Here is a 20,020-nt window from a genome sequence, read left to right on the forward strand (position 1 = left end):
AAATTTGATGCAGGTTCTGTCGGTCGCTTCCGAGGTCTATCCGCTGGTCAAGACGGGCGGCCTCGCCGATGTCGCGGGCGCGTTGCCGGCGGCGCTGAAGGCACATGGCGTAGCGATGCGGACCCTGCTGCCGGCCTATCCCGGCGTGGCGGAGCAGTTGAAGAAGCGCAAGGCGGTGGCGAGCTTTCCCGACCTGTTCGGCGGCAAGGCGACGCTGCTGGCCGGGCAGGCGGCCGGGCTCGACCTTCTCGTTCTCGACGCGCCGCACCTCTACGACCGCAAGGGCGGGGCCTATGGCGACCCGCAGGGCAACGACTGGGACGACAACTGGCGCCGCTTCGCCGCACTCGGCAGGGCGGCCGCCGAGATCGCGTCCGGCGCGGTCAAGGACTACCTGCCGGACCTGGTGCACGCGCATGACTGGCAGGCGGCGATGGCGCCGGCCTATATCCGCTTCACCGGCAAGCGGCCGGTGCCGACCGTGATGACCGTGCATAATCTCGCCTTCCAGGGCCAGTTTCCGGTCTCGATCTTCGGCGGGCTCGGACTGCCGGGGGCGGCGCTTTCGCTCGACGGGGTCGAATATTACGGTGGCGTCGGCTTCCTGAAGGCGGGCCTGCAGCTTGCCGATGCGATCACCACGGTGAGCCCGACATACGCGCTGGAAATCCGCACGCCGGAGTTCGGCATGGGGCTCGACGGTCTGGTGCGGGTGCGCGACCACGTGCTGCACGGCATCGTCAACGGCATCGACACGGAGGTGTGGAACCCCGAGTCCGACCCGCATCTGGCCGCGACCTACTCTGCGAGGTCGCTCGGTGCGCGCGCGAAGAACCGCCGCGCGGTCGAGGAGCGCTTCGGTCTCGCGCGCGACGAGGAGCCGATCTTCTGCGTGATCAGCCGGCTGACCTGGCAGAAGGGCATGGACGTGCTCGCCTCCGTCGTCGACGACCTGGTGGGCATGGGCGCGCGGCTGGCGGTGCTCGGCTCCGGCGACAACAGCCTCGAAGGCTCGCTGCTGGCGGCGGCCGCGCGCCATCCTGGCCGGATCGGTGTCGTGATCGGCTACAACGAGCCGCTGTCGCACCTGATGCAGGGCGGCTGCGACGCGATCCTGGTGCCGTCGCGCTTCGAGCCTTGCGGGCTGACCCAGCTCTATGCGCTGCGCTACGGCTGCATCCCGGTGGTGGCCCGCACTGGCGGGCTCGCCGACACGGTGATCGATGCCAACGAGGCGGCCCTTTCGGCCGGCGTGGCGACAGGCGTGCAGTTCGCGCCGGTGGACGGGGATGCGCTACGCCTCGCGGTGCGCCGCACGCTGGCGCTTCATCGCGACCGCAAGGCATGGGCAAACATGCAGAAGCAGGGCATGAAGTCCGACGTATCCTGGACGCATAGCGCGGCGCGCTATGCCGACCTATACCGCTCCCTCATTGCCGCAGGATGAACGCATGACCCGCACCGTCGCCACCAAACCCTATGACGACCAGAAGCCCGGCACGTCCGGCCTGCGCAAGAAGGTGCCTGTGTTCCAGCAGGAAAACTACGTCGAGAACTTCATCCAGTCGGTGTTCGACAGCCTGGACGGTTTTCAGGGCCAGACGCTGGTGATCGGCGGCGACGGCCGCTACTTCAACCGCGAGGTGATCCAGATCGCGCTGCGCATGGCTGCCGCCAATGGATTCGGCAAGGTGATGGTGGGGCAGGGCGGCATCCTGTCGACGCCAGCCGCCTCCAACATCATCCGCAAATACCAGGCGTTCGGCGGGCTTGTGCTTTCGGCGAGCCACAATCCGGGCGGCCCGCACGAGGATTTCGGTATCAAATACAATGCCTCGAACGGCGGCCCGGCGCCGGAGAAGCTAACCGACAGGATCTATGCGCGCACCAAGGTGATCGACAGCTATCGGATTGCGGAGTTCGCCGACGTCAATATCGACAAGGTGGGCACTTTCGAGGCCGGGGGGATGACGATCGAGGTGATCGATCCCGTCGCCGACTATGCCGCGCTGATGGAGAGCCTGTTCGACTTCGCGGCGATCAGGGCGATGTTCGCCGGCGGCTTCACCATGGCCTTCGACGCCATGCACGCCGTGACCGGACCCTATGCGGTCGAGATCCTGGAGAAGCGGCTAGGTGCTGCGAAGGGGACTGTGCGCAACTTCGTGCCGCTGCCGGATTTCGGCGGGCACCATCCGGACCCGAACCTTGTCCATGCCAAGGATCTCTACGACCTGATGATGTCGGGCAAGGCGCCCGACTTCGGTGCGGCTTCGGACGGCGATGGCGACCGCAACCTGATCATCGGCCGGGGCATCTTTGTTACACCGTCCGATTCGCTGGCGATGCTGGCGGCCAACGCCCACTATGCGCCGGGCTATGCCGAAGGGCTGAAGGGCATCGCCCGCTCGATGCCGACATCCGGCGCGGCGGACCGGGTGGCGCAAAAGCTCGGCATCGGCATGTACGAGACGCCGACCGGCTGGAAGTTCTTCGGCAACCTGCTCGACGCGGGCATGGCGACGATCTGCGGCGAGGAGAGCGCCGGCACCGGCTCGGACCATGTGCGCGAGAAGGATGGGCTTTGGGCCGTGCTGCTCTGGCTCAACATCCTCGCCGCACGGAAGGAGCCGGTGAAGGCGATCGTCGAAAAGCACTGGGCAGAGTTCGGCCGCAACTACTATTCGCGCCACGACTACGAGGGCGTGGAGACGGAGAGGGCCAACGCCCTGATCTCAGGCTTGCGGGCGCAGCTGACATCCTTGCCGGCCAAGAGCTTCGTCGGCCTGACCGTCGAGAACGCCGACGACTTCTCCTATCTCGACCCGGTCGACCATTCGACCTCGAGCAACCAGGGCATCCGCGTGCTGTTCGAGGGCGGTTCGCGCGTGGTGTTCCGCCTCTCCGGTACCGGCACCTCGGGCGCGACCCTGCGCGTCTACATCGAGCGCTACGAGCCCGACGCGGCCAAGCACGGCATCGAGACGCAGGAGGCGCTGGCCGACCTGATCGCAGCGGCGGAGGAGATCGCGGGGATCAAAGCGGCGACCGGGATGGATGTGCCGACGGTGATTACCTAGCGAACCGTCTCGTCGAAATCGCCGCGCGGTTCCAGCAGCACCGGCCCCGAGCTCTGTTCACCAAGGATGTCGTAGGGGTTCCTCAAGGGGCATTCCTGCGTCGACAGACAGCCGCATCCGATGCAGCCGGTCAGTTGGTCGCGCAGGCGGGTGAGGCGTTCGATGCGCTCGTTCAGTTCGCCGCGCCACGCTGCCGACAGTTTTTCCCAGTCCTCCCGGTTGGGCGTACGGCCACCAGGCAATGCGCTGAGGGCGGACCGGATCTCCTTCAGCGGAATGCCGGCGCGCTGTGCGACGCGGACGATGGCGATGCGCCGCAAGACATTGCGCTCGTAGCGACGGTGGTTCGCACTGGTTCGATGGCCCGTTATCAGCCCTTCGGCTTCATAGAAGTGAAGCGTCGACACCGCTACGCCGGCCCGAGCGGCGACCTCGCCGACCGACAGGTCGCGCTTGATCGTGGGGCTAATTTTCTTGTTCGTCATGCTTGACCTCAACTATACTTGAGGTTCTATCAGGTCGTGGAACTCCAGTGAAGGACGATTCCATGACCTCCAGAGACCTGACGCTCGAAACCGCTCCGCCCGGCATCGCATCCGGGCCGGCGGCGAGTTTTCGTGCAACTACCCCGAGGCCGTTGTCGCTGAGGTCGACGCTGCTCGCGGTGGCGACGCTGACCATCATGGCCGGGACGATCGTGGCGCCGGCTCTTCCGGCGATTCGTGAGGTCTTTGCCGGACAGGAGGGGGTGGAATTGCTCAGCCGCATGGTGCTGACGCTGCCGGCCATCTTTGTTGCGTTCTTTGCACCAGTCGTCGGAACCCTGGCCGATAGGTTCGGCCGCAAGAAGCTGCTTGTCACATTCATCGCGCTCTATGTCGTCGCCGGAATGTCGGGTCTCGTCGCGGACAGCCTGATCTCCATTCTGGTCGGTCGCGCCGCACTCGGCCTCGCCATCGCGGCGATCATGACGATCGGTGCGGCTCTTGTCGGCGACTACTTCGAAGGCGAGGAGAGGTCGCGCTTCTTCGGCCTTCAACTCGCCTTCACGCAGATCGGTGGTGTCGTCTTCGTGATTGCAGGCGGCGTACTGGCCGACATGCACTGGCGCGCGCCGTTTGCGGTCTACGGGCTCGGCCTGCTGATCCTGCCGGCGGCCGCGCTGTTTCTCATCGAGCCGTCACGCCCTGCACGCACAGCCCAGCCAAGGGAGCATCAGCAAGACAGGTTGAACTGGCTGCCGGTCCTGCTCGTCTGCCTGCTGGCGTTTCTGGTCAACGCGCTGTTCTACACGATCCCCTCGCAGATCGCGTTCTTTCTGCGCGACGCGTTGCAGATGACGCAGCCAAGCATGGCCGGGCTCGCGATCGGGCTGCTGAATCTCGCCGGAGCCATCACGGGGTTCGGCTACGGGTCGCTTCGCGCGAGGCTGGACCTGACCGCGACGTTCGGGCTGGGCCTGGCGCTGATGGCAGCGGGTTTTGCCTGGCTGTCATTCGCCTCCGGTGCGGTCGGAGTTTTCGGCGCACTCGCCGTCGTCGGCTTTGGCCTGGGCTTTTCCATGCCGAACGTCATGTCGGCGGCCGTGCAGGTTGGAACACCGGCGACCCGGGCTCGCGTCACCGGCCTGGTGACATCGTCGATGTTCCTGGGGCACTTCGTGTCGCCGATCGCGGCGCAGCCCATCATCGCGGCCATCGACTATGCGGGGCTCTACCTCGTGGTCGCGATGGTTCTGGCGCTGACGGTCGTCATCGTCCTGCTGTCGCGTATGATCCTCCACCGCTTGCGCGAGCCGGCATGAAGGCGGAGGTCTTGCGCCAAAGCAACGGCGTGCTGCCAGTAGAAAGGTCCCGTCGGACCTTTCTACTGGCATGCAGTGAAGCGCAGCATCACTCGTCTTTGATATCCGGCTCGACCACCTGGGCGAGCTGGAGGAGGGATTCCTGCCAGCCGAGATAGCAGGCGGCTTCGGGGATCATGTCAGGCACGCCGGCCTGCTCGATCCTGATGTCGGTGCCGCAGAAGACCTCGGTGAACTCGATGGTGACGAGCATCTCGCCGGGCATGAAATCGCCGTCGAAGTGGTCGGTGTGGACGATCCTCTTGCCGGGCACGAGCTCCTTGTATTCCACGCTGAAGGAGTGCGCCTGACCGGTCGTGAAGTTGCGGAACGACATGTGGTAGCCGCCGCCGACCTTGGCCTCGAAACGGTCGATCTTGCCGAGGAAGCCGTAGGGCGGCAGCCAGCGGCACAGGGCGTCGGCGTCGACGAAGGCCTTGTAGACCTTTTCGGGCGGGGCCTTGAGGACGCGATGCAGGCGGATGGTGCTGGGCATGACCTTACTCCTTGTCAGTTGCCGCGGGGAAAGAGGGTTTCGAGATAGCGCCGAAGGTGCGCGAGGTTGGCGCGCGCGACATCGGCGCCCTGCCTGGCCTTGGCCTGGATGAACGAGCCCTGGAGGGCCGCCTGGATGAAGTAGCCGAGGCTTTCGGGTGTCCAGTCGGCGGCGGGTGCATAGAGCGCCTTGGCTGCGACGATGTCGGCGACGATCTCGTCGATGTGGCCGCTCATGCCGCCATCGGCGGCGGCGAGCAGCGCCGGATGGCTCGTATGGACCTCCTGGACCAGCGTGCCGAGCAGGCAGGAGAATTCCGCGATCGGCATGTCGAGCAGCGCGACGCGGAGGTCGACATAGCCGAGCAGGCGGTCGAGCGGATCGGCAAGCTGGCGATAGGGCGCTGTGCGGAAGACTTCGCCGGTGAAGGCGTTCCAGTGGGCGATCGCCGCCAGGAGAAGCTCTTCCTTGCTCTTGAAGTGATGGAAGAAGCTGCCCTTCTTCATGCCGGCGCGGGCGCAGATGTCGTCGACCGACGTGCCGGCATAGCCCAGCTCGCGGATGAGCGCGATCGCGGCATCGATGAATTTCTGGCGGGAGGGATGGGTCGCTTCGACCATGGAACATACCAACTGGTTGGTCTTCAATAAACCAACCAGTTGGTATGTTGTCAAGACAGGGTATAAGAAATTTGGCGCGGACGATGAATGCCTCAGCCCGCGGCAGGTGGTTGCTCGTCGGGCGGCACGGCAAAAGCTTGTTTCGCAATGCAGCAAGATTGCTATTCTGCATCGCCGGACCTTCCCGGCGATCGCGAATCGACCTCGGGACCCGCATGTCGCCAGCACTCGGAGCAAGACCGGACGGATCGGCGACGGAGTTCGCCGTCTGGTCGGGCCGGGCCGAGCGGGTATGGGTCTCGCTGTTCGACGACAGGGGATGGCACGAGACCGACCGGATCGAGCTGTCGCGGCGCGACGACGGCGTCTTCTCCGCGATCGTGCCGGGCGTCGGCGCCGGCCGGCGCTACGGCTTCCGCGCCGATGGCCCCTACGATCCGCCGAACGGGCTCTGGTTCGACCCGTGGAAGCTGCTGATGGATCCCTACGCGGTGGCGATCGACTGGCCGTATCAGTACAATGCGCTGACCGCCGCGCCGCGCTGGCAGCAGGAAGACACAGCGCCGATGATGCCCAAGGCGATCGTCACGCCGTTGCTTCCGCCGGCAACGCCCTCGCCGCCGCTCTTTCGGCCGGGCGGGCTGGTCTACGAGCTGAACGTCAGGGCCTTCACCAAACTGCATCCGGGCGTTCCGGAGGAACTGCGCGGCACGATCGCCGCCCTCGCGCATCCGGCGGTCATCGATCACCTGACGAAGCTTGGCGTCTCCGCGGTCGAGCTGATGCCGGTGACGGCGTGGATCGACGAGCGGCACCTGGGTCCGCTCGGCCTTCACAACGCGTGGGGCTACAATCCGGTGTCGTTCATGGCGCTCGACCCGCGGCTGGCGCCGGGCGGGATCTCTGAACTGCGCGACACGGTGGCGGCGCTGAGGGCGGCAGGCATCGGCGTCATTCTCGACGTCGTCTTCAACCACACCGGCGAGAGTGACGCGTTCGGCCCGACGCTGTCGCTGCGCGGGCTCGATGCGCTCGCCTATTACCGTCACGCGCCGGACGGGTCGCTGGTCAACGACACGGGCTGTGGCCACACGCTCGCCTGCGACCATCCGAGGGTGAGGGAGCTGATCCTCGCCTCGCTGCGCCATTTCGTCGAGCAAGCGGGCGTCGACGGCTTCCGCTTCGACCTCGCACCGATCCTGGGACGAACGGCCGAGGGCTTCGACGCCCGCGCGGAAACGCTGCGCGCGATCGAGACCGACCCGGTGCTGGCCGACCGCGTGCTGATCGCCGAGCCGTGGGACATCGGGCCGGGCGGCTACCAGCTCGGCAATTTCTCCGGCCGCTGGCTCGAATGGAACGACCGCTACCGAGACGACGTGCGCCGCTACTGGCGCGGCGACCGGGGAGCGGTGGGAAGCCTGGCGACGCGGCTCGCTGGCTCGTCGGACGTCTTCGGGCGCGAGGGGAGCGCCGCGACGCGCAGCGTCAACTTCGTCGCGGCGCATGACGGCATGACGCTTTCCGACCTCACGGCCTACGAGCACAAGCACAACGAGGCCAACGGCGAGGACAATCGCGATGGCCACGACGAGAATTTGTCGTGGAACCACGGCGTGGAAGGACCGAGTGACGACCCGGCCATCGTCGCGCGCCGTCGAAGCGACGTGGAAGCGATGCTGGCGACGCTGTTCCTGTCGCGCGGCACGATCCTGCTCACCGCCGGCGACGGGTTCGGCCGTACCCAGCGCGGCAACAACAACGCCTATGCGCAGGACAATGCGATCACATGGCTGGACTGGGCAGGGCGGGACGCGGCACTCGAAGATTTCGTCGCGGCGCTGTCGTCGCTGCGTAGGAGGCTGGGGTTCGACGCGCAGGCTTTTTTTGCGCCGCCGGACGGAGACGGTCGCGCTGCGACTGCCGAGTGGCTGTGGACCGACTGGACGCCAATGACCGAGGGGCGCTGGAACGACGCCGGCAACCGCCGCCTCGCGCTGGTGGTGGCGCAGCCCGGACATCCGCGCGGAGCAGTGCTGTTCAACGCCGACCGGCGCGCGGTGGCCTTCGCGCCGAAGGCGCGTGACGGGCACGCCTGGCGCGAGGTCACGCCGGTTTCGGTGACCAGGGCCGAGGGGGCCGGCGCGATCCGGCTCGAGGGACGATCCGTGGCAATTCTTGTCGAAGAGGCGTTCGATGGCTGAGAAGCGGCCCGAGGCGAATACGGACTGGTGGCGCGGCGGGGTGCTCTATCAGATCTATCCGCGCTCCTTCCAGGACTCGAATGGCGACGGGGTCGGCGACCTCGCGGGCGCGACAGAGCGGCTGGATCACATCGCCTCGCTTGGAGTCGACGCGATCTGGCTGTCGCCCTTCTTCCGCTCGCCGATGGCCGACATGGGCTACGACGTGTCGGACTATTGCGACGTCGACCCGATGTTCGGCACGCTGCAGGACTTCGATCGCTTTCTGGAAGAGGCCCACAGGCGCGGCATCAAGGTCATCATCGACCTCGTGCTGTCTCACACCTCGGATCAGCACGCCTGGTTCCGCCAGAGCCGTTCGTCGCGCGACAGCGACAAGGCCGACTGGTACGTCTGGGCAGACGCCAAGCCGGACGGGACGGCGCCCAACAACTGGCTGTCGATCTTCGGCGGGCCGGCCTGGGAATGGGACACGGTGCGCCGGCAGTATTACATGCACACGTTCCTGACCTCGCAGCCCGACCTCAACTTCCACAATCCGGAGGTTCGGAAGGCCGTGCTGGACACCGCCCGCTTCTGGCTCGACCGCGGCGTCGACGGCTTCCGGCTCGACGCGGTGAACCACTACTTCCACGACCGGAAGCTGCGCGACAACCCGCCCTCCAACCGCGCCCGCACGGGCGACGTGCCGGAGACGAACCCCTACGGCTACCAGGACCACCTCTACGACAAGACGCAGCCGGAGAACGTGGCATTCCTGACGGAATTCCGCCGTGTGCTGAACGAATACGAGGGCAGGGCGGCGGTCGGCGAGGTGGGCGACGGCGAGCGGTCGCTGAAGACGGTCTCGGCCTATACCGAGGGCGGCGACAAGCTCAACATGTGCTACACGTTCGACCTGTTGGCCGACGATTTCGACCCGGCCCACATCCGCCGCTGCGTCGGCGACTTTGAGGCGACCGTGAAGGAAGGGTGGGTCTGCTGGGCCTTCTCCAACCACGATGTGCGGCGCCACGCCACGCGCTTCAGCAAGCCGGGCGACGACACGGATCGTGTGGCGAGGTTCGCACTGACGCTGCTTGCCTGCCTGCGCGGCTCGATCTGCCTCTACCAGGGGGAGGAGCTGGGGCTGGAGGAGGCCGACATCGCCTTCGAGGACCTGCGCGACCCCTATGGCATCCGCTTCTGGCCGGGCTTCAAGGGCCGCGACGGCTGCCGCACGCCGATGCCGTGGAGCGGCGACCTGCGCAATGGCGGCTTCTCGACGACAAAACCCTGGCTTCCGGTACCCGCGATCCATCTGGAGCGGGCAGTCGACCGGCAGGGAGCCCCCGGCACGGTGCTGGCGCATTACCGTGAGACACTGGCCTTTCGCAGAAGGCGCCCTGCGCTGATCGGCGGCTCGATCCGGTTTGTCGGTAAGGACGAGGACGTGCTGGCGTTCGAACGCGAGGAGGAGGGTGAGCGGCTGCTCTGCCTGTTCAACTTCGCGCGGGAAAGGAAGCGGTGGACGATCCCGGCGGCACTCCGACCGTCCAGTGCACTCGATCTGCCCGGCCATGCAGCCGGATCGGACGGCGAACATGTCGTGCTCGCGCCGCTGGAGGCGGCTGTGTTGCGGATAGGCTGAGGAAATATCGGGAAAATTTCTGGTCGGAGTGGCAGGATTTGAACCTGCGACCCCCTCGTCCCGAACGAGGTGCGCTACCAGGCTGCGCTACACTCCGTGAACCAGTCGGCGGGCTTATAACGTTCGCCCCCCGAACCTGCAAGCGCATTCGCGAAACGATTTCTTGCGATTTCGCCGCTATCGTCGCGGCCGCGGAGGAGGGACCAAATGCGCCCGCTTCCCGATGATGTGGAGTTGGACCGAGTGACGTTCAAGCCGGTGGCCGATGCAAGGCCGAACACCTTTGAATTCGAGACAACGCCGCTGGTGAAACCAACCGGCTTTCGCGAATACGACGCGCGCTGGTGGTTCGGTCATCCAGGCTCCGACAAGGCGCCCGAACTGAACCTGATCGGCGTGCAGGCGCTCGGCATGGGCCTCGGCACGATGATTCGCCGCGCCGGCATCGCACCCAACATCGTCGTCGGGCATGACTTCCGTTCCTATTCGCTGTCCATCAAGCTGGCGCTGACGGCGGGTCTGATGGCCGCCGGGGCACGGGTGAAGGACATTGGGCTGGCGCTGTCGCCGATGGCCTATTTCGCGCAGTTCGCGCTGGACTGCCCTTCGGTCGCGATGGTGACCGCCTCGCACAACGAGAACGGCTGGACCGGCGTGAAGATGGGTTCGGCGCGGCCGCTGACCTTCGGGCCGGACGAGATGGCCGAGCTGAAGCGCATCGTGCTTGCCGGAGACTTCGATCTCGCGGGCGAGGGCTCCTACGAGTTCGTGGAGAATTTCCGCGAGACCTATCTCGCGGACCTGACCAAGGGCGTGAAGATCGGCCGCAAACTCAAGGTCGTCGCGGCCTGTGGCAACGGCACCGCCGGGGCGTTCGCGCCGCAGATGCTGGAGGCGATCGGCTGTGAGGTGGTGCCGCTTGACGTCGAGCTTGACCATACCTTCCCGCGCTACAATCCCAATCCCGAAGACATGAAGATGCTGCACGCCATCCGCGACGAGGTGCTGCGCACCGGCGCTGACGTCGGTCTCGGCTTCGACGGTGACGGCGACCGCTGCGGCGTGGTCGACAACGAGGGCAGCGAGATTTTCGCCGACAAGGTGGGCGTCATGCTCGCGCGCGACATTTCGGGCGAGCATCCGGGATCGCGTTTCGTGGTCGACGTGAAGTCGACCGGCCTGTTCATGACCGATCCGGTGCTGAAGGCGAACGGAGCGGTCACCGACTACTGGAAGACCGGCCATTCGCACATCAAGCGGCGGGTGAAGGAACTCGACGCGATCGCCGGGTTCGAGAAGTCCGGCCACTTCTTCTTCAACCCGCCGATCGGCCGCGGCTATGACGACGGGCTGGTGACGGCGATCGCGGTCTGCCGGATGCTCGACCGGAATCCGGGGAAGTCGATGGCCGATCTCTACCGCGACCTGCCGCTGACCTTCGGCTCGCCGACGATGTCGCCGCACTGCGCCGACGAGGTGAAATACGACGTGGCGGACCGCGTCGTGAAGCGCTTCCAGGCGATGCGCGAGAAAGGCGAGACGGTCGCGGGGCAGAAGATCGCTGACCTGGTGACGGTGAACGGCGTGCGCGTCGTCGCGGAGGACGGCACCTGGGGCCTGGTGCGCGCCTCGTCCAACAAGCCGGAACTGGTGGTGGTGGTCGAGAGCCCTGTCTCGGAGGAGCGCAAGCGCCAGATGTTCTTTGCCGTCGATGCCGTGCTGCGGGAGAACCCGGAAGTCGGCGCTTACAACCAGACGATCTGAGGTCGCCGATGGCCGCCGCGATCTCCTGTTTCGTGATGAGCGGCGGCGTCGGATCGCGGCTGTGGCCACTGTCGCGCGAGGACAATCCGAAGCAGTTCCACGATCTGGCCGGCGACGGTTCGATGCTGGTGCGCACCATCCGGCGGCTACGAGCACGCACGGCCGGGGCGGCGCCGGTGAGCCTGATCGCCTCGGAGCGGCATGCCGAGCGCGTGAGAGACGACCTCGCCGGCCTCGACCTCGGCGGCGGCATGGCCGTGTTCGAACCGATGGGGCGCAACACGGCGGTGGCGGTAGCGGTTGCTGCAGTGCTGGTTCTTGAGAAGGGCGACGGGCTGGCGCTGGTGGTGCCGTCCGACCACTCGATCTCGACCGACCGCCAGTTCTGGGAGACGATCGAGAAAGGCGTTCCGGCGGCCGAGGCGGGGCAGCTCGTCGTTTTCGGCGTCAGGCCGACGCATCCGGAAACCGGCTACGGCTATATCGAGGCGGACGGCGACGGCGACGTGCGGGCGGTGCGCCGCTTCGTCGAAAAGCCGGACCTTGCGACCGCCGAATCCTATCTCGCCGCTGGCACCTTCTTCTGGAACGCAGGCATGTTCCTGTTTCGCGCCAGCGCGATGCGGGATGCGTTCCTGAAACTGCAGCCGGAGATCTGGTCGCAGGCAGAGCAGGCCTGCCGGGCGGCGGCGCGCGAGGTGTCGGGGCTCTACCTGCCACAGGAAATCTATGCGGCCGTGCCGTCGATCTCGGTCGACTACGCGATCATGGAGAAGACGGCCGGCATCGCCATGGTGCCGGCAGGCTTCCGCTGGAACGACCTCGGCTCCTGGCAGTCGCTGCTGGAGGTGAGCCCGACGGATGCGGACGGCAACGTGGTCGTCGGCGATGTGGTCGCGATCGACACGGAAAACTCCTATCTGCGCAGCCAGGGGCGGCTTCTGTCCGTCATCGGCATGAAGGACGTGGCGATCGTGGCGACCGCGGATGCGACCTTCGTGGCGCCCGTCTCGCAGAGCCAGAACGTCAAGAAGATCGTCGAGCGGCTGGAGAAGAGCGGTCGGCTGGAGACGAAGTTCACGCCGGCGCAGGACCGCGTCATCGCCAACGGCGCCTGGCTGCCGCGCGTGCGCCACTGGCTGTTCGAAGAGGCGCTGCCCTTGTGGTCGACCGCTGCGATCGACGAACGGTATGGCGGCTATTACGAGGCGATGGGCTTCGACCGCCGGCCGATCCCGCGGCCGAAGCGCATGCGCACCATGGCGCGGCAGATCTTCGCCTTCTCGGTGGCCAAGACCTATGGCTGGGACGGGCCGTCGGAGAAGCTGATCGCCCACGGCGTCGATTTCATCGCCGCGAAGGGCCGCACGGCCGACGGCGGCTGGGTGCGCACGCTCGACGTCGACGGAACGGTGCTGGACGCCACCGAGGACGCCTACGACCATGCCTGCGTGCTTCTGGCGCTGGCGCATGCGCACCGCGCCGGCAATCCGGACGCGCTGGCGCTCGGCGAGGCGACTTTCGCCTTCCTCGACGACAGGCTGGAGGACCGCAACATGCGCGGCTTCCTCGAGACCTCGCAGGGCGAGGGGTTGCGCCGCACCAACCCGCACATGCATCTGCTGGAAGCCTTCCTCGCCTGGTACGACGCGACCGGAAACCGGCAGTATCTGCGCCGGGCATCCCGGATCATCGACCTGTTCCGCAGCCATTTCTTCGATGCGGATTCCTGGACGATCGGCGAATATTTCGACGACGACTGGAGGCCTGCGGAAGGCGAGAAGGGCCAGTGGACAGAGCCCGGGCATCATTTCGAGTGGGCCGCGCTGCTCGTCGAGTTCGCCCGCCAGAGCGGCCAGAAGGATCTCGTCGCCTTTGCGCGAAAACTCTACGCCTCGGCGATCGCCAACGGGTTGAACCGCGCGACGGGCCTCGCCTACGGCGCCGTGTCGCGCGAGGGCATCCCGCTGGAGCGCACGTCGCGCAGCTGGCCGCAGACCGAGGCGATCAAGGCGGCGATGGCGCTGGACGACACCGGCGGGCCGGACATGAAGCCGGAGATCGAGGCCCGCCTCGGCCGCCTGTTCCGCTGGCACATTGACCCCGCGCCCTCGGGACTGTGGATCGACCTGATCGACGAGCGGGGCCGGGCGCTCGCCAAGGACGCGCCGGCGAGCATCCTCTACCACATCGTCACCGCGCTCTCGGCCTATATGAAGCGGTATGGGTAGGTTGATCCAGCGCAAGGCGCGCTAGCCGACGGGTCGCCATCTTTGCTCCAGATTGGAGCGAGCGCCATGCCGAAGAAGATACTGGTCATCAACGGTCACCCGGACCCGCGGCCGGAGCGTTTTGTCCATGCGCTCGCGGCGGCCTATGCGGAGGGGGCGGAGGCGGGCGGGCATGAAGTGCGGCGGCTTGCGATCGGCGAGCTCGACATTCCGGTGCTGCGGCGGCGGGAGGACTGGGAGAACGGGCCGGTTCCGCAGCCGCTGAGCGATGCGGCGGGCTCGATCGCCTGGGCCGATCATCTGGTCATCGTCTATCCGCTGTGGCTGGGCGATGTGCCGGCGCTGCTCAAGGCTTTTCTCGAGCAATTGGGACGGCCGGGCGTGGCGATCGACAAGGGGGCAAGGTCGCTGGCACCGGGCTTGTGGAAGGGCAAGTCGGCGCGGCTTGTCGTCACGATGGGCATGCCGGCCTTCGTCTACAACTGGTATTTCGGCGCGCATTCGGTGAAGAGCCTGAAGCGCAACATCCTCAATTTCGTCGGCATCTCGCCGGTGCGCTCCTCGATCGTCGGCATGGTCGAGGGAGCGGCGGACAGCCGGGCGGAATGGCTGGAGACGATGCGGACGCTGGGTCGTAAGGCTCAGTAAGGGCTCTCGACGCTCCCGGTCTCGACATAGACCGACTTCACCTGGCTGTAGTGGCGCAGCGCCTCCAGCGAGTTCTCTCGGCCGATGCCGGAACTCTTCGCGCCGCCGAAGGGGATTTCGACCGGCGAGAGATTGTAGTGGTTGATCCAGAGCGTTCCCGCCTGGAGGTCCGCCACGACGCGATGGGCGCGGGCCATGTCCTGCGTGAAGACGCCGGCCGAAAGGCCGAACTCGGTGTCGTTGGCGCGGGCGATTACTTCGTCCTCTTCGTCAAAGGACAGCACGCTCATCACCGGCCCGAAGATCTCTTCCCGCGCGATGGTCATGTCGTCGGTCACGCCGGTGAAGACGGTCGGCTCGACATAGAAGCCGTTCTCGAAGCCCTGCAGCTTCGGTGCGCCGCCGCCGGTGGCGAGGGTGGCGCCTTCCTTCTTGCCGATCTCGATATAGCCCAGCACCTTGTCGTGCTGCGCCTTGTTGATGAGCGGCCCCATCTGCGTCTCGGGGTCGAGCGGGTCGCCGAGCCGGATCTTCTTGGTGCGCTCGACGAGGCGGTCGACGAAGCGGTCGTGCATGCCTTTCTGGACGAAGACGCGGGTGCCGTTGGAGCAGACCTGGCCGGTCGAATAGAAATTGCCGAGCATGGCGCCGGAAATAGCGTTCTCGAGGTCTGCATCCTCGAAGACGATGAGCGGCGACTTGCCGCCGAGCTCCATCGTCGCGTGTTTCATCTGCGAGCCGGCGAGCGCCAGTACCTTCTTGCCGGTCGGCACCGAGCCGGTGAGGGACACTTTTGCCACGACCGGGTGGCCGGCGAGCGCGGCACCTACATCGCCATAGCCCTGCACCACGTTGAACAGGCCGTCCGGCAGGCCGGCCTCGGTGTAGATCTCGGCCAGTGCAAGGGCGGAGAGCGGCGTGTTCTCCGACGGCTTGAAGATCATCGCATTGCCCATGGCGAGCGCGGGCGCCGATTTCCATCCCGCGCCCTGGATCGGATAGTTCCAGGCGCCGATGCCGACGCAGACGCCGAGCGGCTCGCGTCGCGTGTAGGCGAAGGGCCCGCCGAGATCGACATAGTCGCCGTGGAAGGCGGCGACCGCGCCGCCGAAGAATTCGAGCGCGTCGGCGGCAGAGGCCGGGTCGGCGACCAGCGTCTCCTGGATCGCCTTGCCGGTGTCGAGTGTCTCCAGCCGCGCCAGTTCGGCGTTGCGTGCGCGCAAAATGTCGGAGGCGCGGCGCAGGATGCGGCCGCGCTCGACCGGCTTCAGCCGCGCCCAGGCGGGTTGCGCGGCGCGGGCCGCCTCCACCGCCAGTTCCACGACGTTTGGCGTCGCTGAATGGAGCGTCGCGATGGTTTCGCCGGTGGCGGGATAGATGACCGGCAGCGCCTTGCCGCCTTCATCCTCGACAAAGCGGCCGTTGATGTAGTGCGAGGCTTTCGGCTGGGCGGTCATGCGGCGCTCCTGCGGCGTCAGTTCTTCTGGATGGACAGGCCGTTCTGGTCGACCTTGATCTCGACGCCTTCCGGCTTCGATTGCTCGCGCCAGACATAGATGCCGAGCACGACGACGACGGCGGCCAGCACGCCGATGATCAGGTAGAGATTATTGGTCTTCATTGTCTGTTCCTTGCTGTTTCAACCCTCATAGCCCGCGCGCGTCCGATGCGGAAGCCGCGTTACCGGTCGCTCTCGCGCCAGCGTGGGTTGATCCAGGGCTCCTGATTGGAGGGCGGCAGCGGCGTCTTGCCGAGGATGTGGTCGGAGGCCTTCTCGCCGGTCATGATCGACGGCGCGTTGAGATTGCCGTTGGTGACGCGCGGGAAGATCGAGGAATCGGCGACCCGCAGGCCGTCGACGCCGATCACCCGGCATTCCGGGTCGACCACGGCGTGACGGTCGTCGGCACGGCCCATCCGACAGGTGCCGCAGGGGTGGTAGGCGCTCTCGACATGCTCGCGGATGAAGTCGTCCAGCTCTTCGTCGGTCTGCACATGGCTGCCGGGCGAGATCTCCTTGCCGCGATAGGGTGCAAAGGCCTCCTGGCCGAAGATCTCGCGGGTGAGGCGGATAGAGTGGCGAAAGTCAGCCCAGTCGTCGCGGTGCGACATGTAGTTGAAGCGGATCACCGGCGGCATTGCGGGTTCGGCCGAGCGCAGCGTGATCGAGCCGCGCGACTTAGAGCGCATCGGCCCGACATGCGCCTGGAAGCCGTGCGATTTGGCCGCCGACTTGCCGTCGTAGCGCATGGCGGCCGGCAGGAAATGGTACTGGATATCGGGATAGTCCACGCCAGCCTTCGAGCGGACGAAGGCGGCGGCCTCGAAATGGTTGGTGGCGCCGAGCCCATCACCCCAGACGAGCCAGCGCGCGCCGATCAGCGCCTTGGAGAAGGGGTTGAGCACGGAATGCAGCGTCACCGGCTGGGTGGCTTCCTGCTGGATGTAGAGTTCCAGATGGTCCTGCAGGTTCTGGCCGACGCCGGGCCGGTCGGCGACCATGTCGATGCCGTGTTCGGCCAGATGCGCGGCGGGTCCGATACCGGAGAGCATCAAGAGCTTGGGCGAGTTGATCGAGGAGGCGGCGAGCACGACCTCGCGTTTTGCCTTAACGACCTGAATCTCCGTACCAACCTGGATCTCGACGCCGGTGGCGCGATGATTCTCGATCACAACGCGGCGCGCCATGCCCTTGAGAAGACTCACGTTCGGCCGTCTGAGCGCCGGCCTCAGATAGGCATTGGCGGCCGACCAGCGGCGGCCCATGTGGATGGTCTGCTCCATCCAGCCGAAGCCCTCCTGCTTGGAGCCGTTATAGTCCTCGGTGGTCTCGAAGCCCGCCTGTTTTCCTGCCTCGACGAAGGCCCGGTAGAGCGGATTGAACAGCTGGCCGCGTCGCACATGCAGTGGGCCATCGGTGCCGCGCCAGCCTTCCTCGCCGCCATGCGAATGCTCCATCCGCTTGTAGTAGGGCAGGACGTCGGCATAGGCCCAGCCGACCGCGCCCTGCTCGGCCCAGTGGTCGAAGTCGCGGGCATGGCCGCGGACATAGACCATGCCGTTGATGGAGGAGGAGCCGCCGATCACCTTGCCGCGCGGGGTTGCGAGCACGCGGTTGCCGAGATGCGGCTCGGGCTCGGTGCGGAAGCCCCAGTCGTAGAGGCTCATGTTCATCGGGATCGACAGGGCCGAGGGCATCTGAATCAGCGGGCCGAAATCCGACCCGCCATGCTCGATGACGATGACCGTGTTCTTGCCGTCCTCGGACAACCGGTAGGCGAGCGCGCAGCCGGCCGAGCCGGCGCCGACGATGACGAAATCGGCCTCGCGCTGCGCCATCACTCGCCCCTCGGCCAGCGTTTGGACTCTTCCAGCACGTTCAGGTCCATGTGGTTGCGCATGTAGCGCTCGGACGCCTTCTGCAGCGGCTGGAAGTCCCAGGGGTAATAGGAGCCGTTGCGGAGCGCCGGGTAGATCACCCAGCGGCGTGCCTGGCTCTCGCGTACCTCGGCGTCGAAGCGCGCCATGCCCCAGCGGGCGCGCACGGCGGCCATGAACCTGCCGACGAGGGCGGCGTGGGCCGTATCGGAGGCGAGGTTGTTTGTCTCGAGCGGATCGGCGTCGAGGTCGAAGAGCTGCGGCGGATCGAGCTCGCAGTGGACGAACTTGAAGCGTCCGTCGCGGATGGCGACCATCGGCGCGTAGGAGCCTTCGGCCGCGTATTCGATCAGCACCGGCTCGGCGCGTGGCTCCCCCTTCGCCAGCGGCAGCAGCGACTGGCCGTCGGTCCAGGGCATGATCGCCGACATGTCGATGCCGGCGAGGTCGCACAGCGTCGGGCAGATGTCGAGGTTCGACACCGGCGTGGTGACGAGGCCTGCGGGCACGTCCTTGCCGGCGATCATCAGCGGCACGCGGGCCGAGCCCTCGTAGAAATTCATCTTGAACCAGAGGCCGCGCTCGCCGAGCATTTCGCCGTGGTCGGAGCAGAACAGGACGACCGTGTCGTCGGCCATGCGGGTGCGCGCGAGCGTGTCGAGGAGCTCGCCCACCTTGTCGTCGATGTAGGAGATGTTGGCGAAATAGCCGCGGCGCGAGCGGCGGATCTGCTCCGGCTGGATGTCGAAGGACGCATAGTCGCTGGCGAGATAGAGCCGCTGCGAATGTGGGTCCTGATCGGCGTAGGCGATGAAGCCGACGGTTGGTTCAAGATGCGCGCAGTCCTCGTAAAGATCCCAGTATCTGCGCCGCGCGACGAACGGATCGTGCGGATGGGTGAACGAGACCGTCAGGCACCAGGGACGACGGGCCGGGTCGTCGTGCTCGCGCGACAACTGGTAGAGCTTCTGGCTGGCGAGGAAGGCGACCTCGTCGTCATATTCGAGCTGGTTGGTGGTCTCGGCGACGCCGGCGCCGGTGACGGAGCCGAGATTGTGGTACCACCAGTCGATCCGCTCGCCTGGCTTGCGGTAGTCGGGCGTCCAGCCGAAATCGGCCGGGTAGATGTCCGTCGTCAGCCGCTCCTCGAAGCCGTGCAACTGGTCCGGCCCGACGAAGTGCATCTTGCCCGACAGGCAGGTGTAGTAGCCGGCCGCACGCAGGTGGTGTGCGAAGGTGGGGATCGAGGAAGCGAACTCGGCGGCGTTGTCGTAGACGCGCGTCCGCGACGGCAGCTGCCCGCTCATGAAGGAGGCGCGGCCAGGCGCGCAGAGCGGCGAGGCGGTGTAGTTGTTCGCGAACCGCGCCGAGCGGCCGGCCAGCGTCTTGAGGTTCGGGGCATGCAGGAAGTCGGCGGGGCCGTCGGGGAAGAGGGTCCCGGTCAGCTGGTCGACCATGACGATGAGGATGTTGGGGCGGGTCATCGGAGGCTCTCCAACATGTCCGCCCTGTGGGCGCGGCGGTCCTGATGCTTCATCCCGCCCTCGCCAGATTGAGCGAGACGTAATCCTCGACCAACGCTATGGCCGAGGCGGGGTCGGGCGCGCCGTTCTTGAGCGCGCGGCGGATGTAGAGACCGTCGATCAGCGCCGCGATGCCTTCCGCGACGTGGAGGGCCTCGCGGCGCGGCAGCAGTCGCAGCAAGGCGTCGGTCAGGTTCGAGTGCAGCCGCCGCGCATAGATCGCGAGAAGCCGGCGCATCTCGGGCGAGCGCTGCGCCTCGACGTAGAAGGCGAGCCAGGCGGCCACCACTTCCTCGCCGAATTGCGGCGCGGAGAAGTTGACCGCGATGATGGCCGACAGCCGCTCGCGCGGCGTCTCGGCCCGTGCGAGTGCGGCTCGCAGCTCGTGGCCGAGATCCGCCAGCAGCGAGCGCATCGTGGCCCTGAGCAGATCGTCCTTGGCGCCGAAATAGTGATGTGCGAGCGCCGACGACACACCGGCACGGCCGGCGATCTGCGACATCGTCACGTCGAGCGAGCCGTGCTCGCCGATGGCGGCCACCGTGGCATCGATCAGCGCGCGGCGGCGCAAGGGTTCCATTCCGATCTTCGGCATGGAGCGAG

General features: G+C 66.6%; 16 protein-coding genes and 1 tRNA gene. 8 read left to right on the forward strand and 9 right to left on the reverse strand.

The genetic code is table 11. The features are described 5' to 3' along the window. Nucleotides 1-7 precede the first annotated feature (7 nt). Entirely contained in the window at nucleotides 8-1,447 is a 1,440-nt protein-coding gene (gene glgA, locus B9Z03_RS12890; protein WP_085464566.1) for a glycogen synthase GlgA, read from the forward strand. Between the two features lie 4 nt (nucleotides 1,448-1,451). After that, the gene (locus tag B9Z03_RS12895; protein ID WP_085464567.1) at nucleotides 1,452-3,080 is read left to right on the forward strand and encodes an alpha-D-glucose phosphate-specific phosphoglucomutase; all 1,629 of its coding nucleotides are present in this window, start codon (nucleotides 1,452-1,454) and stop codon (nucleotides 3,078-3,080) included. On the opposite strand, the gene soxR is transcribed toward B9Z03_RS12895, so the two are convergent. Continuing rightward, the gene (gene soxR, locus B9Z03_RS12900; protein WP_085464568.1) at nucleotides 3,077-3,565 is read right to left on the reverse strand and encodes a redox-sensitive transcriptional activator SoxR; all 489 of its coding nucleotides are present in this window, start codon (nucleotides 3,563-3,565) and stop codon (nucleotides 3,077-3,079) included. The genes B9Z03_RS12895 and soxR overlap by 4 nt on opposite strands. A gap of 62 nt (nucleotides 3,566-3,627) precedes the next feature. On the opposite strand from soxR, the gene B9Z03_RS12905 reads away from it, so the two are divergent. Next, nucleotides 3,628-4,884: an MFS transporter gene (locus B9Z03_RS12905; RefSeq protein ID WP_085467641.1), complete on the forward strand. Its 1,257-nt coding sequence runs from the start codon at nucleotides 3,628-3,630 to the stop codon at nucleotides 4,882-4,884. Nucleotides 4,885-4,972: 88 nt separating this feature from the next. Here the strand turns inward: B9Z03_RS12905 and B9Z03_RS12910 are convergent, their stop codons facing one another. Further along, entirely contained in the window at nucleotides 4,973-5,419 is a 447-nt protein-coding gene (locus B9Z03_RS12910) for an SRPBCC family protein (protein ID WP_085464569.1), read from the reverse strand. A 14-nt stretch (nucleotides 5,420-5,433) separates the two neighbouring features. Beyond that, nucleotides 5,434-6,039, reverse strand: a complete 606-nt coding sequence (locus B9Z03_RS12915) for a TetR/AcrR family transcriptional regulator (RefSeq protein ID WP_085464570.1) — start codon at nucleotides 6,037-6,039, stop codon at nucleotides 5,434-5,436. A 215-nt stretch (nucleotides 6,040-6,254) separates the two neighbouring features. Here B9Z03_RS12915 and glgX point away from each other — a divergent pair, with 215 nt between their 5' ends. Together glgX and B9Z03_RS12925 are read left to right on the forward strand one after the other, a co-directional pair. Continuing rightward, the gene (gene glgX, locus B9Z03_RS12920) at nucleotides 6,255-8,243 is read left to right on the forward strand and encodes a glycogen debranching protein GlgX (protein WP_085464571.1); all 1,989 of its coding nucleotides are present in this window, start codon (nucleotides 6,255-6,257) and stop codon (nucleotides 8,241-8,243) included. Then, nucleotides 8,236-9,873, forward strand: a complete 1,638-nt coding sequence (locus tag B9Z03_RS12925) for a beta-galactosidase BglA (RefSeq protein ID WP_085464572.1) — start codon at nucleotides 8,236-8,238, stop codon at nucleotides 9,871-9,873. The genes glgX and B9Z03_RS12925 overlap by 8 nt, the downstream gene beginning before the upstream one ends. A gap of 20 nt (nucleotides 9,874-9,893) precedes the next feature. On the opposite strand, the gene B9Z03_RS12930 is transcribed toward B9Z03_RS12925, so the two are convergent. Then, nucleotides 9,894-9,970 (reverse strand) — tRNA-Pro (locus B9Z03_RS12930). A 110-nt stretch (nucleotides 9,971-10,080) separates the two neighbouring features. Between B9Z03_RS12930 and B9Z03_RS12935 the strand changes: the two genes are divergently transcribed. The 3 genes from B9Z03_RS12935 to B9Z03_RS12945 all read left to right on the forward strand — a co-directional run bounded on the left by B9Z03_RS12935 (nucleotide 10,081) and on the right by B9Z03_RS12945 (nucleotide 14,516). Then, nucleotides 10,081-11,637, forward strand: coding sequence for a phosphomannomutase/phosphoglucomutase (locus tag B9Z03_RS12935; protein ID WP_085464573.1), 1,557 nt, complete (start codon nucleotides 10,081-10,083; stop codon nucleotides 11,635-11,637). A gap of 8 nt (nucleotides 11,638-11,645) precedes the next feature. Continuing rightward, nucleotides 11,646-13,868 carry an AGE family epimerase/isomerase gene (locus B9Z03_RS12940; protein WP_085464574.1) on the forward strand — a complete coding sequence of 741 codons (2,223 nt, stop codon included), beginning with the start codon at nucleotides 11,646-11,648 and terminating at the stop codon, nucleotides 13,866-13,868. A 66-nt stretch (nucleotides 13,869-13,934) separates the two neighbouring features. After that, nucleotides 13,935-14,516 carry an NAD(P)H-dependent oxidoreductase gene (locus B9Z03_RS12945; protein ID WP_085464575.1) on the forward strand — a complete coding sequence of 194 codons (582 nt, stop codon included), beginning with the start codon at nucleotides 13,935-13,937 and terminating at the stop codon, nucleotides 14,514-14,516. On the opposite strand, the gene betB is transcribed toward B9Z03_RS12945, so the two are convergent. From betB to betI, 5 genes are read right to left on the reverse strand one after another with little or no spacing between them, the layout of a single operon-like run. Then, nucleotides 14,510-15,973 carry a betaine-aldehyde dehydrogenase gene (gene betB, locus B9Z03_RS12950; RefSeq protein ID WP_085464576.1) on the reverse strand — a complete coding sequence of 488 codons (1,464 nt, stop codon included), beginning with the start codon at nucleotides 15,971-15,973 and terminating at the stop codon, nucleotides 14,510-14,512. The genes B9Z03_RS12945 and betB overlap by 7 nt on opposite strands. Before the next feature lie 17 nt (nucleotides 15,974-15,990). Continuing rightward, nucleotides 15,991-16,137, reverse strand: coding sequence for a hypothetical protein (locus B9Z03_RS29835; RefSeq protein WP_176247510.1), 147 nt, complete (start codon nucleotides 16,135-16,137; stop codon nucleotides 15,991-15,993). A gap of 59 nt (nucleotides 16,138-16,196) precedes the next feature. After that, nucleotides 16,197-17,855 carry a choline dehydrogenase gene (gene betA / locus B9Z03_RS12955; RefSeq protein ID WP_085464577.1) on the reverse strand — a complete coding sequence of 553 codons (1,659 nt, stop codon included), beginning with the start codon at nucleotides 17,853-17,855 and terminating at the stop codon, nucleotides 16,197-16,199. Then, the gene (gene betC, locus B9Z03_RS12960; protein ID WP_085464578.1) at nucleotides 17,855-19,378 is read right to left on the reverse strand and encodes a choline-sulfatase; all 1,524 of its coding nucleotides are present in this window, start codon (nucleotides 19,376-19,378) and stop codon (nucleotides 17,855-17,857) included. The genes betA and betC overlap by 1 nt, the downstream gene beginning before the upstream one ends. 49 nt (nucleotides 19,379-19,427) lie before the next feature. Next, a complete protein-coding gene (gene betI, locus B9Z03_RS12965; protein WP_085464579.1) occupies nucleotides 19,428-20,012 on the reverse strand; it encodes a transcriptional regulator BetI in 585 nt (194 codons plus the stop codon). Between the last annotated feature and the right edge of the window lie 8 nt (nucleotides 20,013-20,020).

It is taken from the genome of Mesorhizobium australicum (assembly GCF_900177325.1).
Taxonomy (GTDB): Bacteria; Pseudomonadota; Alphaproteobacteria; order Rhizobiales; family Rhizobiaceae; genus Mesorhizobium_A; species Mesorhizobium_A australicum_A.

Excerpts from the sequence above, each read along its gene's own strand:
- glgA (WP_085464566.1), top strand. The coding sequence starts at position 8 with ATGCAGGTTCTGTCGGTCGCTTCCGAGGTCTATCCGCTGGTCAAGACG.
- B9Z03_RS12895 (WP_085464567.1), top strand. The coding sequence starts at position 1,452 with ATGACCCGCACCGTCGCCACCAAACCCTATGACGACCAGAAGCCCGGC.
- soxR (WP_085464568.1), bottom strand. The coding sequence starts at position 3,565 with ATGACGAACAAGAAAATTAGCCCCACGATCAAGCGCGACCTGTCGGTC.
- B9Z03_RS12905 (WP_085467641.1), top strand. The coding sequence starts at position 3,628 with ATGACCTCCAGAGACCTGACGCTCGAAACCGCTCCGCCCGGCATCGCA.
- B9Z03_RS12910 (WP_085464569.1), bottom strand. The coding sequence starts at position 5,419 with ATGCCCAGCACCATCCGCCTGCATCGCGTCCTCAAGGCCCCGCCCGAA.
- B9Z03_RS12915 (WP_085464570.1), bottom strand. The coding sequence starts at position 6,039 with ATGGTCGAAGCGACCCATCCCTCCCGCCAGAAATTCATCGATGCCGCG.
- glgX (WP_085464571.1), top strand. The coding sequence starts at position 6,255 with ATGTCGCCAGCACTCGGAGCAAGACCGGACGGATCGGCGACGGAGTTC.
- B9Z03_RS12925 (WP_085464572.1), top strand. The coding sequence starts at position 8,236 with ATGGCTGAGAAGCGGCCCGAGGCGAATACGGACTGGTGGCGCGGCGGG.
- B9Z03_RS12935 (WP_085464573.1), top strand. The coding sequence starts at position 10,081 with ATGCGCCCGCTTCCCGATGATGTGGAGTTGGACCGAGTGACGTTCAAG.
- B9Z03_RS12940 (WP_085464574.1), top strand. The coding sequence starts at position 11,646 with ATGGCCGCCGCGATCTCCTGTTTCGTGATGAGCGGCGGCGTCGGATCG.
- B9Z03_RS12945 (WP_085464575.1), top strand. The coding sequence starts at position 13,935 with ATGCCGAAGAAGATACTGGTCATCAACGGTCACCCGGACCCGCGGCCG.
- betB (WP_085464576.1), bottom strand. The coding sequence starts at position 15,973 with ATGACCGCCCAGCCGAAAGCCTCGCACTACATCAACGGCCGCTTTGTC.
- B9Z03_RS29835 (WP_176247510.1), bottom strand. The coding sequence starts at position 16,137 with ATGAAGACCAATAATCTCTACCTGATCATCGGCGTGCTGGCCGCCGTC.
- betA (WP_085464577.1), bottom strand. The coding sequence starts at position 17,855 with ATGGCGCAGCGCGAGGCCGATTTCGTCATCGTCGGCGCCGGCTCGGCC.
- betC (WP_085464578.1), bottom strand. The coding sequence starts at position 19,378 with ATGACCCGCCCCAACATCCTCATCGTCATGGTCGACCAGCTGACCGGG.
- betI (WP_085464579.1), bottom strand. The coding sequence starts at position 20,012 with ATGCCGAAGATCGGAATGGAACCCTTGCGCCGCCGCGCGCTGATCGAT.